Consider the following 13,828-nt stretch of genomic DNA (forward strand, 5'->3'; position numbering starts at 1 on the left):
CGGCATGGGAGTTCGTCGAGGGCGCGCCGCGCACGCGCCTGCAGCGCGTCACCTCCCTCGAAGCGCACCGGGCGGCGAAGCAGGCGGGCTCGGAGGCGGCCAGGCTCGCCGCCCGTGCGGCCGGAGACGCCGCGGCCTCCGCCTACCTCCACCCGATCGCGCGGGCGACGCAGGTGGGCCACATCCTTCGGGCGGCCGCGAGCGCCGCGCGGATCACCGAGCTCCGCGCGGGCGACGACCCGGAGGCCGGGCTGCGCGCGATCATGGAGGCGCGGGCGAGGGCGACGCCGGTGCTCGTCGACGTCCTGCGACGCTATCCGCCGGCGCCCACCGGGCGCAGCCGCGTCGCGGCGCTGATGTCCCTCCTGGACGCGGACCTGCGGCGCATGCCCTGAGCCGCGTCCCGGCGCGCCCTGGCCCCTCGCCCTCGGGCATGATGGCCGCATGAGCACCCCGCTGTGGATCACCGGCGACCCCGAGACGGACGCGCTGCTGAGCGACGACATGTTCGCGCTGCTCGTGGGCATGCTGCTCGACCAGCAGTACCCGATGGAGCACGCGTTCGCGGGCCCGCGCAAGATCCGCGACCGGCTGGGCAGCATCGACCCGCACGCCGTGGCGGACGCCGACCCGGACGAGTTCGTCACCCTCGCCACCACTCCCCCCGCCATCCACCGGTACGGGCGGTCGATGGCCGGCCGCGTGCAGGCGCTGGCGCGGGCGATCGTGGACGACTACGACGGCGACGTCGCGAAGCTCTGGACGACGCCCGGCGCCGAAGGGCCCGCCACCGGCGCCGAGGTGCTGGCCCGTCTGCGGGCGCTTCCAGGCTTCGGCGAGCAGAAGGCCAAGATCTTCCTCGCCCTGCTCGGCAAGCAGCGCGGGATCCGGCCGGCCGGCTGGCAGGAGGCGGCGGGGCACTACGGCGACGAGGACTCGCGCCGCTCCATCGCGGACGTCACCAGCGCCGAGTCGCTCGCCGAGGTGCGGACCTTCAAGAAGGCGCAGAAGGCGGCGGCGAAGGCGGCCAAGCAGTCCTGACACCCGCGTCGGGGTTGCGAGCCGCGCCGCCCCGGGCAGCATCACCTGCATGAACACCCGACGACGGCGGAGGCTGCGTGCCCCGGCCGTCGCCGCGCTCGTCGCGGCGGCCGCCGCCGGGTGCGCCGGGCCGGGCGCGGGTGACGCCCAGGACGTCGTCACCCGCTTCTACGCCGCGGTGGCCGAGGGCGACGGCGACGCCGCGTGCTCCCTGCTGCTGGCCGGCGCGGCGGCGGACCTGGCCGAGGAGGAGCAGGAGCCGTGCCCGGAGGCCCTGTTCGACCCGGCGGGTCCGGGCGGCGTGCTCGGCGAGCGCGCCGCCGCCGCGACCGTCGAGGCGGTGCACCGCGCGGGCAGCCAGGCGCAGGTGCTCACGGCGTCCGACACCGTGTTCCTGGCGCGCTCGGGCGACACGTGGGTGGTGACCGCCGTCGGGTGCGACCCGCGCGGCGAGCGCCCGTACGACTGCGAGGTGGAGTCGTGAACGCGCCCAAGGTCGTCTTCGCCCTGACCGTCGCGCTCATCGTGCTCGGCCTGGTCGCGGCGTTCGTGCTCGCCGGGGCGCACCGGTGAGCCGGGACGCGGGCGGCCCGGTCGCGCGGGTGCTGCGGGAGAACTCGCTCAGCCTCGCGTTCGGCCTGATGTTCCTCCTCGTCCTGGTCGGGCAGGCGTTCGTCGGGGCCGCGCAGCGCGACGCCGACCAGGTCGCCGCGGGGCTCGAGCCGCTCGGCGTCGCCGGGTACGTCTCGTCGTCCGTCTTCTGGGTGGACGTCACGGAGAACTGGCAGTCGGAGTTCCTGCAGTTCCTGCTGTTCATCGGCTTGACCGTGTGGTTCGTCCAGCGCGGCTCCCCCGAGTCCAAGAACGTCGGCGAGGCGGGGCGGGAGACGGACGAGGAGCAGCTCGTCGGGAGGCACGCCCGGCCCGACTCGCCGACCTGGGCGCGCGCGAGCGGCTGGCGTCTGCGTGTGTACTCGCACTCGCTGACCCTGGTGATGGGGGCGATCTTCCTGGGCTCGTGGCTCGCCCAGTCCGCGGCGGGCGTCGTCGCCTACAACGAGGAGCAGCTGCGCGACCGCCACGACCCGGTCACCTGGACCGCCTATCTGGGCCTGCCGGACTTCTGGGACCGCACGCTGCAGAACTGGCAGTCCGAGCTCCTCGCCGTGCTCTGCATGGTGGTCTTCGCGATCTACCTCCGCGAGCGCGGCTCCCCGGAGTCGAAGCCCGTCGGCACCCCGCACGAGGCGACCGCCGTCGAGGGCTGATCCGTCCCCGTCGGCGGTCGCGCCGCAGTGCGCTGTCAGCGGCCGTGGTGCCCGTGCGAGAGCGGCACCGTCCACACCTCCCCGTCGAGGGTGACGACGTAGGCCGTCCGCCCCACGATCTCGAACGACGTCGGCCGGTCGAGGCCGGTCGCCACCGCTCGCAGGACGCCGTGCCGCCCGGCCTTCATCACCTGGCCGGTGTCCGGGTCGGCGGGCGACCCCTCGGGGTTGCCCGGGGTGAAGTGGCCCTGGGCGAGCGCGTACAGCCCACCCCGGCCCCTCTCGACGTCGACGAGCAGCCGCCCGCCGGAGGCGACCTCACGAGTTCCCGGTCGCCACGGGGTGAAGGCCACGACCTTGCCGTCCCTCGGCAGGTGCGGCACCGGCCCCGCCTGGGCGACCAGGACGGTCCGGCCGACGGTCTCCAGACCGGTCGGCACGACGTTGCCGAACGCGCGGACCTGCGTGATCGAGCCGTCCGGTGTCACGTACAGCACGCGGTTGTGGTGGCCGTCGGTGACGAGGAAGCCCCTGCGGTACGGCTCCATGGCGTACTGCAGGCCGGACGGCACGAAGTAGTCGGTCTTCGGCGGGTGGGCGATCGACCAGGCGCCGAGGTCCGCGACGGGGCGCGGGACGCCGTCCCGGCCGACCCGGTACAGCCCCGAGACCTGCGGGTCCGCGAGCGACACGAGGACGTAGGCGGTGCGGCCGTGGAACGCGACGTCGAGGGCGCCGCCGGGTGTCCCCGGCTGCTGCACGGGCAGCCCCGAGACGACGGTCGAGGTGACGCCGGTGCGGCGGTCGACCCGGGAGACCTCGCCGGAGACCGGCTCGGTGACGTAGAGGGCCCCGTCGGGGCCGATCGTCGAGCCTGCGCCGCCGGACAGCCCGGCGGTGAGGAGCGACGGGTCGGCGTGGTGAGGGGCGTGGTGATGGGCGTGGTGGTGCGCGTGAGGGTCGTGGTGCGACGGGGTCGCGGTGGCGGTCGCGACCGTGGTCGCGGCGAGCATGGTGGACAGCAGGACGGCGATGATGCGTGGGGTGCGCATGGGGACCCCTCCCGAGGTGTGCGTCGTTGCACGGACGGTCGGGCTCGGCGCGGCGGCCGGGTCGGGACGTGGCGCTCCCCTCGCCGTCCTCGACGCTACGCCCGATGCCCCGCCCCGTCACGGGCCGTTCGCCCCGGCGACCACCCGGCGGCGCGCAGCCGTTCGAGCGCGCGGTCGTGCGGCAGCGCGTGCCGGGTCCCGCGGTGGCCGACGACGGTCGTCGCCGTGAAGACCGACGCGAGCAGCGCCTCCTCGACGGCGTCCGTGGTGGCGGCGAACAGCGGGTCGAGAGCGTCGTCGGGCACGAGCGGGTCGGCGGGGTCCGCCGTCGTGAGCGCGAGGCCGTAGTCGCCGCTGCCGTGCGCGAAGTCGGAGCCCACGCGGCCCATGGCGAACACCGCGCGGCGCGCCACCCGCTCCAGCCGCCGGGCGTCCAGGGGGGCGTCCGTCGTCACGACGATCATGCAGGAGTTGCCCTCCGCGAGGCCGGATCCCTTCGGCACGACGTCGATCCCTTCGGCAGGGGGAGCAGCCGAAGAGATCGGCTCCGTGCCGAGAAGATCCACCGCAGGCAGCGGCACCCCCCGGACGGTGAGCGTGCCGGAGAAGTTCGACTGCACCAGCACGCCCACGGTGCGCACGGTCCCCGCGACGTCGACCCGGCGTGACGACGTCCCGACGCCGCCCTTGTAGCCGAGCGCGGCGGTCCCCGCCCCGGCGCCGACGCAGCCCTGCTCCACCGGGCCCGACGTCGCGCCGTCGAGCGCGGCGAGCACGTGCGCCTCCGTGATCGGCCGCGCGCGGATGTCGGACAGGTAGCCGTCGTTCGTCTCCCCGACGACGGGGTTGAGGGTGCGCACGTCCTCGTAGCCGGGCCACGCCAGCACATGGGTGACGAGCGCGTGGGCGGCGCGGAACGCCGAGAGCGTCGCGGTGAGCAGGATCGGTGTCTCGAGAGCGCCGAGCTGCTCGAGCTGCGTCGCGCCCACGAGCTTGCCGTACCCGTTGCCGACGAACAGCCCGCACGGGAGCGCGCGCCGCTGCCCCGGCCCGGCGCCCAGCGCGTCGGGGACGACGGCGGTCACGCCCGTGTGCAGGCGCTCGCCGTCGTGCAGCGTCGTGTGCCCGACCCGCACGCCCACGACGTCGGTGATCGCGTTCGCCGGCCCGGTCGGCAGGTCGCCGACGACGACGCCGAGCTCGCGGGGGCCCGGCCGCGCGCCGCTCATGCCCGGCCCGCCGGGACGAGGCGCGCCGGGTGGACGTCGCGCCAGGTGCGGGAGCCGTCGACGAGGTCCTGCACGTGCTCGCGGAACCGCGGGCACGTGGCGATGTCGTGCGCCTGGCACGACAGGGCGTGCTCCGTCATGTGCCGGGAGCGGTCGATCTCCTCCTGGCGCCGGTCGAGCTCGGCCAGGTGCGCGGTGAGCACCTCGTGCCGGTCGCGCGCGCCCCGCCCGGTGGACCCGGCGTCGAGCAGCACCTGGATCTGCTCGAGGCTCATGCCCGCGACCTTGGAGCTGAGGATCGTCGCCACCCGCACCACGTCGTCCGACCCGTAGCGGCGCCGCCCCGCGCCGTCGCGGGCCGGGGCGAGCAGGCCGACGTCCTCCCAGTACCGCAGCACGTGCGTCTCCAGGCCGAACCGCTCCGCCAGCTCGCCCACGCTCCAGGTCCGTTCCGTCGTCGCGCTTGACTTCATGTTGACATGAAGTCACAGCCTGGGGTCAGCACGCAACCCGACCCGAAGGAGACGCCATGAGCGACACCACCCGCCACGACCTGCACGACGCCGTGATCGTCGGCGCCGGGCCCGCCGGCCTCGCGGCCGCACTGATGCTCGGCCGCACCCACCGCGACGTCGTCGTGCTCGACTCCGGCACCTACCGCAACGACCCCACCGACGCGATGCACAACGTGCTCGGGTTCGACGGCGCCGCCCCCGCCGAGTTCCGCGCCACCGCGCACCGCACGCTGGCCGCGTACGACACGGTCGAGCTGCGCCGTGCCGCCGCGCACGACGTCGCTCCGCTCGACCCCGCGTTACCGACCGACGGGTTCGTCGTGCGGACCGACGCCGGCGACGTCGCGGGCCGCCGGCTGCTGCTGGCGACCGGCGTGCGCGACGAGCTGCCCGCGACACCCGGGCTGCAGCAGCTGTTCGGCACGGTCGCGGCGCACTGCCCGTACTCCCACGGCCACGAGTTCTCCGGCACCCCCGTGGCGATCCTGGGCGCCGGCCCGCACGCGCCGCGGGTCGCGGGGCTGCTGGGGCGGATCGCGAGCCGCGTCGTCGTGCTCGCCGACGGCGCGGACGTCGACCCGCAGGTCCGCGCGGCGCTCGACGCCCGTGGCGTCGCCGTCCGGCCCGAGAAGGTGCTCCGCCTGGAGCCGCTGACCCTCCCCGGCGGGCACCCGGGCGCGCGGGCCGTGCTGGACGGCGATGCCGAGGACCTCGGCGGGATCATGGTCGCCCCGGCGCTGCACCAGGCCGCGCCGTTCGCCGCCCGGCTCGGCCTCGAGCTGCGCGAGTCCGGCTGCGTGGCCGTCGACGCGATGGCCCGCACGAGCCTCCCGGGGGTCCTCGCCGCCGGCGACCTGGCCCACACCGCCGACTTCCCCATGCCCGTGAGCTCCGTGACCGCGGCGATGGCGGCCGGCCAGCTCGCCGCGGCGTCCATCGACGCCGACCTGCTGGCCGCCCCGCGCTGAGGCGCACGGCGACGCGCGGGTAGCGCGGACGGATGAAGTTGCGGCGGCACCGCCCGGGCCGCGCGGCACGGACGGACACTGGAGCCGTGGCCTCGATCATGCTGACGGCGATGCCGTTCGCCGGGCACACGCTGCCGCTGCGCACGGTCGCGGCGGAGCTCGTGCGCCGCGGCCACGACGTCCGCGCGTACACGGGGCGCCGGCACACGGCGTCGTTCGCCGAGGTGGGCGCCCGACCGGTCGTGTGGCAGCGGGTGCCGGACTTCGACGAGAGGCACCCCGCCACGACCTTCCCGCGCATGCGGGGCGCGAAGGGGTTCCGGCAGATGCTGGTCAACGTCGAGGACCTCTTCCTCGGCACCGCCGCCGCGCAGACCGCCGACCTCGTGGCCCTGTACGAGGACGAGCCGTGGGACCTGATCGCCGGCGACCCCATGGCGCTGGGCACCCGGTTCGCCGCGGAGCGGCTCGGCTCCAGGTGGGCCACCGTCTCCCCGCTCGCGTACTGGCCGCCCGGCGCGCAGGTCCCGCCCGCGGGCCTCGGCCTCACCCCGCCGCGCGGGCCCGTCGGGCGGGCGCGCGACGTCGTCCTGCGGCGCGCCGTGCGGACGGGCGCGGCCGTCCTGACCCGGCGGTACCGACGCGCACGGTCGGGCGCGGGGCTCCCGCCCGACCGCACGACGATCGAGGCCGCCTGGCACTCTCCGCACCTCGTCGTGACGGCCGGCTCGCCGGGACTGGACTACCCGCGCGACGACATCCCCGCGGCCGTCCGGTTCGTCGGCGACCTCACCGACGACGGCCGCCCAGGACGGCCGGGGCACCTCCCGGACTGGTGGGACGACGTCCTCCGGTCGGACCTCCCGGTGGTGCACGTGACGCAGGGCACGGAGAACGTGGACCCCGCCGACCTCGTCCTGCCCGCCCTCGAGGCGCTGGCCGACGAGGACGTCCTGGTCGTCGTCGGGCTCGGGCACCGCACGGCGCCGCTCCCCGGCCCCCTGCCCGCGAACGCCAGGGTCGCGCCGATGGTCCCCTACCCCGCGCTCCTGCCGCTCACGTCCGTGATGATCACCAACGGCGGCTACGGCGGGGTCCTCCAGGCCCTGCGGCACGACGTCCCGCTCGTCGTCGCTGGGGGCGACCTCGACAAGCCGGAGATCGCCGCACGGATCGGCTGGCACGGCGCCGGCGTCAACCTCCGTACGGGCACGCCCCGGCCGGCCGCGGTCGCGTCCGCGTACCGCGACGTCACGACCGACCCCCGCTACCGCGCGACCGCCGCCCGCCTGGGCGCGGAGCTGCGCGGGCTCGGCGGGACGCGAGCCGCGGCGGACCTGCTCGAGGAGCACCTGACGTCACGGCCTCCGACTACGCTCGCCGCATGACCTCAGCGCACTCCCTGCCGCTCGGCCCTGCCCCGCGACCCGCCACCGGCGAGGACCTCACCGACCGGCTCCGCGCCCTCGCGACCAGCGCCGCCGGGGCGGGCGTGACCGGCCTGGACCGGGCGCGCCTCACCGCGACGCTGGACGGCGCGGACGTCGCGTCGCTCGACGCGGACCTCTCCGGCGTGGCGTTCGGCGCGCAGCAGAAGGCGCCGGGCGCCGTGTGGCAGCCCGGCACGATCACCGCGCGCGAGGACGGCACCGTGCGCCGGCTGCGCGTCGACGCCCACCCGCTCACCGCCGTCGACCTGCCCGTGGACGTCACCGCAGAGGCCCAGGGGCTGCGGTTCACGTGGGTCGAGGGCGCCGACGGCCAGGTCGGGTTCGAGTCGGTCGAGCCCGACGACGCGCACCCGGTGACCGGGCACGCCCGCGTCGCCGTCTCCCGCGCCGGCCTGGTCGCGACCGTGCACGGCCTGCTCGCCGTCTCGCTGCAGTCCCAGGGCATCACGCTGAGCGACCTGGACGTGCACCTCGACTCCCACGGCCCCCGTGCGGCGGGCGTCCGGATCGAGGCGAAGATCCGCAAGGGGTTCCTGTCCGCCGGCGTCTCCGCCACGGCGTCGGCGTCGGTCGACGCGGCGATGGTGCTGACCGTCGGCGACGTGCGCATCTCCAGCGGCAACCCGCTCGTCGCCGCGATGCTCGGCGCCGTCCGCGGCCGTGTCGAGGCGGCCGCGAACCGCCGCGTCGACCTCGCCGCCGCGCTGCCGCCCGGGGTCCGCCTCGCGGACGTGCGCCTCGACGTCGGCGAGGAGCTCGTGCTCAGCGCCCGGCTGGGCTGAACCCCGGCGCTCTCCCGCCCGTCGGACGTCGGCCTCCGGTCCTCGCACGGCTCGACCCGGCGCTGTCGGTGGGCCGTGCGAGATTCGAGGCATGCCCGACCGCCCCGACGTCCCGCTCGCGCTCGTCGCACGGCTGCGCGGGCTGCTCGAGTTCCCGGAGTGCGCTGAGGAGGACGCCTGGACCGGCGTCCGGTGGCGGGTGCGCAAGGCCACCGTGGCGCACGTCTTCGGCGGCGAGGACCAGCTCTTCCGCGTGACGTTCCGGGCGGAGCCGCAGGAGGTCCGGGCGTTCGAGCACCTCGGCCACCCGTACTTCCGCGCCGGCTGGGGCGCCAACGTCGTCGGCGTCGTCCTGGACGACGCCACCGACTGGGGCGAGATGGCCGAGCTGCTCACCGACTCCTACTGCCTCCAGGCGCCGCGGCAGCTGGCTGACACCGTCGACCGGCCGGAGCCGCCCGGCGACGGCACGGCGGCCGCCGGCTGACGGCGGTCAGAGCGAGACCGACGTCCCGACCAGCACCAGCTCGGAGGTGTGCGACCCGGCCACGCCGACGTCGGCGGGCCGCTCGACGAACCCGGGCAGGCCCTCCAGCCCGCCGCCGGCGGCCACGACCCGCAGGTCCAGCGGCTGCCCCGCCGGCATGGTGAGCGTCACCTCGAAGCCGTCGTCGCCCGGGGCGTAGAAGCGGGTGTCGAGGGCGCCGCCGTCGACCGGGACCTCGCGGCCCGCCACCGTGGCGCTCTCCACTCCGGCGGCGTTGAGCTGCACGTAGCGCAGGGCGCCGGCGGTGCCGATCGGCGCCCCCTCGCCCGGGGTCACGCGCAGCGTGAGGACGCGCGCGTCCCCCGCGGGTTCGGCGTCCTCGACGTCCACGACGGGGGCGGGCAGGTCGGCCGCCTCGGCGTCGCCGGCGTGCACCTCGCCGTCGAACATCGGGAACGGCTCAGACAGGTCGGTCTCGGTGCCCACGAACTGCGCGGTCCAGTCGCTCGGGGTGCCCTCGTCGGAGACCCAGTGCGCCGAGCCCGTGTCGGCGTCCAGCGCGTACGCGAGCCGGGTCGGCTCGGGGTGCTCGGCGTCGAACGGGTCGACGACGAAGCCGACGACGAGCGCGACGACGCCCACCGCCGCACACCCGCCCACCAGCCCGAGCGCGCGGCGCCGAGCGCGGGGCCACAGCACCGCGAGGACGGGGGTGAGCGCCAGCGCGAGCAGCGCGGCGACGACCGCGGGCGCGGCGCCCGTCGCGAGGCCCAGCGCCGGGAAGAACAGCAGGACGATCGGCACCAGCAGCACGACGCCCACGGCCGCACCCAGGGTCACGACCACCCGGCGGCCCACGACGCCGCGCGCCACCCGCAGCGTGAGCAGCCAGGCCACGGCGCCCGCGAGCGCCGGCAGCGCGGCGAGGTAGGAGCCGCCGGGCGTGACGGCGGCGAGCACGACGCCGAGGACGGCGAGCCAGCCGAGCGCCCCGACGGCGAGCGCCGCCCCGCCGAGCGACCGGCGCAGCCCGAGGAACCAGGCGGTCCACACCGTCGCGACGATGCCGAGCAGGGCGACGCGGAAGCCCCACGGCCGCCACGGGTCGAGCATCTCGGCGTACCCGGGCCGCACCAGGCCCATGACCCACCACAGGGCGATCGACCCGACGACGGCGCCCGCGAGCGGGAGCAGCGCGGACGCGAAGCCCAGGGCCAGGGTGCCGGGGGTGGTCCGCTCGCCCCGCACCTCGCGCCGGCGGGCGAGGACCACGGCGAGCGCGCCGACCGCGAGCACGGCCGCGACGGCGAGCGGCCACGCCAGCCGGCCCGGGTAGCGCGCGAGGACCCCGCCCGGCAGCGGGAAGTAGGTGGCGTCGTCGGCCGACGGCGTGGCGAGCGTCGCCGCGTCGGCGTTCCCGAGCTCGCGCGCCAGCGCCAGCATGTTGGCGCCGTGGTGCTGCAGGCTCGCCGTCGACATCCGCTCGGGCGTGTCCTGCGGCGCGTGGTAGGTGGCGGAGCCGTCGATGTACGCCGAGTTGAGCCCGGTGAAGCGCCCCTCCGGGTCGTCGAGGAACGGCGAGAAGTCGGTGTCGTTCGGCAGGATCCGGTAGACCTCGACCGCCATCGAGCTGCCCACGGGGTACGGCACGTGGGAGTACGCGTCGACGAGGGCCGCGTTGCCGTCCGAGGTCTCGAACATGATCGCCGGCCCCGACGAGCCGCGGGCCTCGACATTGACCACGACTCCCCCGTCCGCGGCGCGGGGGTCCGCGTGCGCGAACGCCTCCGCGCCGCACAGGCACGCCTCCTCCGCGTCGGTGAACACGAGGACGAGGTCGTTGCGCAGCGGCTCGCCCTCCCCGAGCGCGCGGGCCGTCTCCAGGAGCGTCGCGACGCCGGCGCCGTCGTCGTTGGCGCCGTGCGACACCTCGGCGGAGTCGTAGTGCGCGACGAGGAAGACCGGTCCCGTCGAGTCGGTCCCCGGGATCGTGGCGACGACGTTCTTCGTGGCCGCGACGCGGCTCTGGTCGCCCAGGCGCCCGGACATGCCGACGCCGTCGGTCACCTCCGGGTCCAGCCCGAGCTCCTCGAGGTCCGCCACGATCGTGTCCCGGACGGCGGCCGCGGCGGCCGTGCCGTGCGGGTGCACCTCCCCGCCGACCGCCTCGACGGTCGCGAACGCGCGCCCGGCGCTGAACTCGTCCGCGGCGGCGTCCGCCGACCGCGGGGACGGCGGCAGCACCGACCAGACGGCGAGCGCAGCCAGGACGAGCAGGAACAGGGAGCACGCGAGCGACGTCGCCCGCGACCGGGTCTGGGTCACCCGGGCACGCTAGCGGCGCCCGCGCGCCGTGTCCCAATCGTGATACGCGCCGTCTCAGGTGGACCGCCGCCTGGACGGCGGTCCGACCGCCTGGTGGATCGGTGGTTGGATCGCCCCGTGCGCGCGATGACGTTCGACCGGTTCGGCGGCCCCGTCACGGTCCGCGAGGTGCCCGACCCCGCGGCGCCGCCCGGCGGCGTCGTGGTGCGCGTCCACGCGAGCGGCCTGTGCCTGAGCGACTGGCACGCGTGGGCAGGCCACGACACCGACATCACCTCCCTCCCCCACGTGCCGGGCCACGAGCTCGCCGGGGTCGTCGCGGCGGTGGGCGCCGGCGTCACGCGCTGGAGCGTGGGCGACCGCGTGACGTCGCCGTTCGTGTGCGGCTGCGGGCGCTGCGGCTGGTGCCGCTCCGGGCAGGCGCAGGTCTGCCCCGACCAGACCCAGCCGGGGTTCACGCACGCCGGGTCGTTCGCGGAGCTCGTCGTGCTGCACGCCGCCGACACCAACCTCGTCGCCCTGCCGGACGACGTGGACGACGCCACCGCCGCGAGCCTCGGGTGCCGGTTCGCCACCGCGTACCGCGCCGTCGCGGGCCGGGCCCGCGTGCGCCCGGACGAGCGGGTGGTCGTGGTCGGGGCGGGCGGCGTGGGCCTCAGCGCCGTCATGGTCGCCGCCGCGCTCGGTGCGCAGGTGGTGGCCGTCGACCGGCACGACGGCGCGCTCGAGGCCGCCCGCCGGGCCGGGGCCGCGCACACGGTCCGCGCCGACGAGGACGTCGACGTCGCCGCCGTGGTGCAGGACCTCACCGGCGGCTGCCACGTGAGCGTCGACGCCGTCGGCAGCGAGCGCACCTGCGCCGCCGCGATCGGCAGCCTGCGCCGTCGCGGGCGGCACGTGCAGGTCGGCCTGCTGCCGCCCGTCGACGGCCACCCCCGCGTGCCGATGTCCCGCGTGATCGGCTGGGAGCTGGACGTGCTCGGCAGCCACGGGATGGCCGCCGCCGACTACCCGGAGATGCTGGCGCGAGTCGCCGACGGCACGCTGCGCCCCGCCGACCTCGTCGACCGCGTCGTCGGCCTGGACGAGGGCGCGCGGCTCCTCCCCGGCCTCGCGGACACCCCGCGCGACGGGATGGTCGTCGTCGACCCGCGGCGCTGACCGGACGCCGGACGGCCACGCCCCGCACGTCGCGGAGATCACCCCGCCGGGCGCCTCCCGGTCGTGGCCCGGCCGCCCGGCCGGGGCTATGCTGGCCGACGGCCTGAGCAGCAGCGGCGACCGCCGCAGGACGACGAGGGAGGTGCGCGCCACATGACCCGTAGCGAGCCTCCCAGTAGTCCGAGCCGCGACTGACGGCTCCCCGCCCGGCCGTGCCGGGCGGCCGCGGCGCACGCGCTCCCGACCCTGCGCCGCCGATCCTCCGAGTGCCCCGACGTCCGGGGCGCCCCCAGCCGCAGTCGCGGGACCGACGTCCTCGTCCCTGCACGCCTCTGCACGCTCGGAGTCCGCCATGTCCGTCACCTCTGCCCGCGCGTCCGCCGCCCGCACGGCCCGCACCCGTCCCCTGCTCGGCGCGCTGCGCCCGCGCCGCGCCACCCCGGCCTCCGGCGCCGGCGGCCACCTCGGCAGTGCCCGCCCCGACGCAGCCACGGCGCGCCGCGACGTGCCCGGCCGCTCGTCGATCGTCGAGTCCGCCCTGTACGACGCCGACGGCCGCCGGGTCGCGAGCTTCACGCGGCTCGCCGACACGTTCCGCGAGCTGCGCGCCCACCCCGGCGGCATGGCGTGGATCGGTCTCGAGCGGCCGGACGAGAACGAGCTCGCCCAGCTGGCGCGCGAGTTCGACCTGCACCCGCTGGCCGTCGAGGACGCGATCGTCGCGCACCAGCGGCCCAAGATCGAGCGCTACGGCGACACGCTGTTCGTCGTCCTGCACGCCGCGCGGTACCTCGACCACGCGGAGGAGGTGGAGTTCTCCGAGCTGCACGTCTTCGTGGGCCCCGACTTCGTCGTCACGGTGCGGCACGGCGCGTGCCCCGACCTGTCGGGCGTGCGCACCCACCTCGAGGCGCACCCGGCCATGCTGGCCCGCGGGCCGGAGTCGGTGCTGTACGCGATCGTGGACCGCGTCGTCGACGACTACGCGCCGGTCGTGTCCGGCCTCGACGGTGACATCGACGAGATCGAGTCCGAGGTGTTCGGAGGCGACGCGGCCGTGTCCCGGCGCATCTACGAGCTCTCGCGCGAGGTGGTCGAGTTCCAGCGCGCGGTGCGCCCCCTGCAGCGCGTGTGCGGCTCGCTCGCCAAGGGCGCGGAGAAGTACGGCGTCACCGAGGAGATGCAGGCGTACCTGCGCGACGTCGCCGACCACCTCACCGAGGTCGCGGACCGCGTCGAGTCGTTCCGCGCCGCCCTGCGCGACATCCTCACCGTCAACGCCACCCTCGTGGCCCAGCGGCAGAACGAGGAGATGACGCACCTCACCGAGGTGAGCATCCGCCAGGGCGAGGAGGTCAAGAAGATCTCCGGCTGGGCGGCCATCCTCTTCGCCCCCACCCTGGTCGGGACCGTCTACGGGATGAACTTCGACGACATGCCCGAGCTGCACTGGGCCTGGGGGTACCCGGCCGCGCTGGTGGCCATGCTCAGCGTGAGCGTCGCGCGGTTCGCCGTCTTCCGGTGGAAGCGCTGGATCTGAACGGGACCG

13 protein-coding genes and 1 pseudogene are annotated in these 13,828 nt (G+C 76.2%); 10 read left to right on the forward strand and 4 right to left on the reverse strand.

Annotated elements, in window-relative coordinates:
- The 4 genes and pseudogenes from ACFWEK_RS02050 to ACFWEK_RS02065 form a co-directional block, all read left to right on the forward strand.
- Positions 1-395 (forward strand): annotated as a pseudogene (locus ACFWEK_RS02050) (NAD(+)--rifampin ADP-ribosyltransferase); the annotation flags it as partial.
- A gap of 49 nt (positions 396-444) precedes the next feature.
- Positions 445-1,041: an HhH-GPD-type base excision DNA repair protein gene (locus ACFWEK_RS02055; protein ID WP_430547148.1), complete on the forward strand. Its 597-nt coding sequence runs from the start codon at positions 445-447 to the stop codon at positions 1,039-1,041.
- Positions 1,042-1,090: 49 nt separating this feature from the next.
- Positions 1,091-1,525: a hypothetical protein gene (locus ACFWEK_RS02060; RefSeq protein WP_430552922.1), complete on the forward strand. Its 435-nt coding sequence runs from the start codon at positions 1,091-1,093 to the stop codon at positions 1,523-1,525.
- Positions 1,526-1,610: 85 nt separating this feature from the next.
- Positions 1,611-2,309 carry a DUF6766 family protein gene (locus ACFWEK_RS02065; RefSeq protein WP_430547150.1) on the forward strand — a complete coding sequence of 233 codons (699 nt, stop codon included), beginning with the start codon at positions 1,611-1,613 and terminating at the stop codon, positions 2,307-2,309.
- A gap of 35 nt (positions 2,310-2,344) precedes the next feature.
- On the opposite strand, the gene ACFWEK_RS02070 is transcribed toward ACFWEK_RS02065, so the two are convergent.
- The 3 genes from ACFWEK_RS02070 to ACFWEK_RS02080 form a co-directional block, all read right to left on the reverse strand.
- Complete coding sequence (locus ACFWEK_RS02070; RefSeq protein WP_430552923.1) at positions 2,345-3,361, reverse strand: ScyD/ScyE family protein; 1,017 nt, start codon at positions 3,359-3,361, stop codon at positions 2,345-2,347.
- A gap of 95 nt (positions 3,362-3,456) precedes the next feature.
- Positions 3,457-4,590: a P1 family peptidase gene (locus ACFWEK_RS02075; RefSeq protein ID WP_430552924.1), complete on the reverse strand. Its 1,134-nt coding sequence runs from the start codon at positions 4,588-4,590 to the stop codon at positions 3,457-3,459.
- On the reverse strand, positions 4,587-5,063 hold the full coding sequence (locus ACFWEK_RS02080) for a MerR family transcriptional regulator (protein WP_430547153.1): 477 nt from the start codon (positions 5,061-5,063) through the stop codon (positions 4,587-4,589). The genes ACFWEK_RS02075 and ACFWEK_RS02080 overlap by 4 nt, the downstream gene beginning before the upstream one ends.
- A gap of 56 nt (positions 5,064-5,119) precedes the next feature.
- Between ACFWEK_RS02080 and ACFWEK_RS02085 the strand changes: the two genes are divergently transcribed.
- The 4 genes from ACFWEK_RS02085 to ACFWEK_RS02100 all read left to right on the forward strand — a co-directional run bounded on the left by ACFWEK_RS02085 (position 5,120) and on the right by ACFWEK_RS02100 (position 8,793).
- On the forward strand, positions 5,120-6,073 hold the full coding sequence (locus ACFWEK_RS02085) for an FAD-dependent oxidoreductase (RefSeq protein WP_430552925.1): 954 nt from the start codon (positions 5,120-5,122) through the stop codon (positions 6,071-6,073).
- 86 nt (positions 6,074-6,159) lie between these two features.
- Positions 6,160-7,461, forward strand: a complete 1,302-nt coding sequence (locus tag ACFWEK_RS02090) for a glycosyltransferase (RefSeq protein WP_430552926.1) — start codon at positions 6,160-6,162, stop codon at positions 7,459-7,461.
- The gene (locus ACFWEK_RS02095) at positions 7,458-8,306 is read left to right on the forward strand and encodes a hypothetical protein (RefSeq protein WP_430552927.1); all 849 of its coding nucleotides are present in this window, start codon (positions 7,458-7,460) and stop codon (positions 8,304-8,306) included. The genes ACFWEK_RS02090 and ACFWEK_RS02095 overlap by 4 nt, the downstream gene beginning before the upstream one ends.
- A 91-nt stretch (positions 8,307-8,397) precedes the next feature.
- A complete protein-coding gene (locus ACFWEK_RS02100; RefSeq protein ID WP_430547157.1) occupies positions 8,398-8,793 on the forward strand; it encodes an MmcQ/YjbR family DNA-binding protein in 396 nt (131 codons plus the stop codon).
- Between the two features lie 6 nt (positions 8,794-8,799).
- On the opposite strand, the gene ACFWEK_RS02105 is transcribed toward ACFWEK_RS02100, so the two are convergent.
- On the reverse strand, positions 8,800-11,118 hold the full coding sequence (locus ACFWEK_RS02105; protein ID WP_430552928.1) for a M28 family peptidase: 2,319 nt from the start codon (positions 11,116-11,118) through the stop codon (positions 8,800-8,802).
- A 117-nt stretch (positions 11,119-11,235) separates the two neighbouring features.
- Here ACFWEK_RS02105 and ACFWEK_RS02110 point away from each other — a divergent pair, with 117 nt between their 5' ends.
- Both ACFWEK_RS02110 and corA read left to right on the forward strand, forming a co-directional pair.
- Complete coding sequence (locus tag ACFWEK_RS02110; RefSeq protein WP_430547159.1) at positions 11,236-12,279, forward strand: alcohol dehydrogenase catalytic domain-containing protein; 1,044 nt, start codon at positions 11,236-11,238, stop codon at positions 12,277-12,279.
- A 352-nt stretch (positions 12,280-12,631) separates the two neighbouring features.
- Positions 12,632-13,819, forward strand: a complete 1,188-nt coding sequence (gene corA / locus ACFWEK_RS02115; protein ID WP_430552929.1) for a magnesium/cobalt transporter CorA — start codon at positions 12,632-12,634, stop codon at positions 13,817-13,819.
- Positions 13,820-13,828: the final 9 nt, after the last annotated feature.

It is taken from the genome of Isoptericola sp. NPDC060257, assembly GCF_042726645.1.
In the GTDB taxonomy this organism is placed as follows: domain Bacteria; phylum Actinomycetota; class Actinomycetes; order Actinomycetales; family Cellulomonadaceae; genus Isoptericola; species Isoptericola nanjingensis.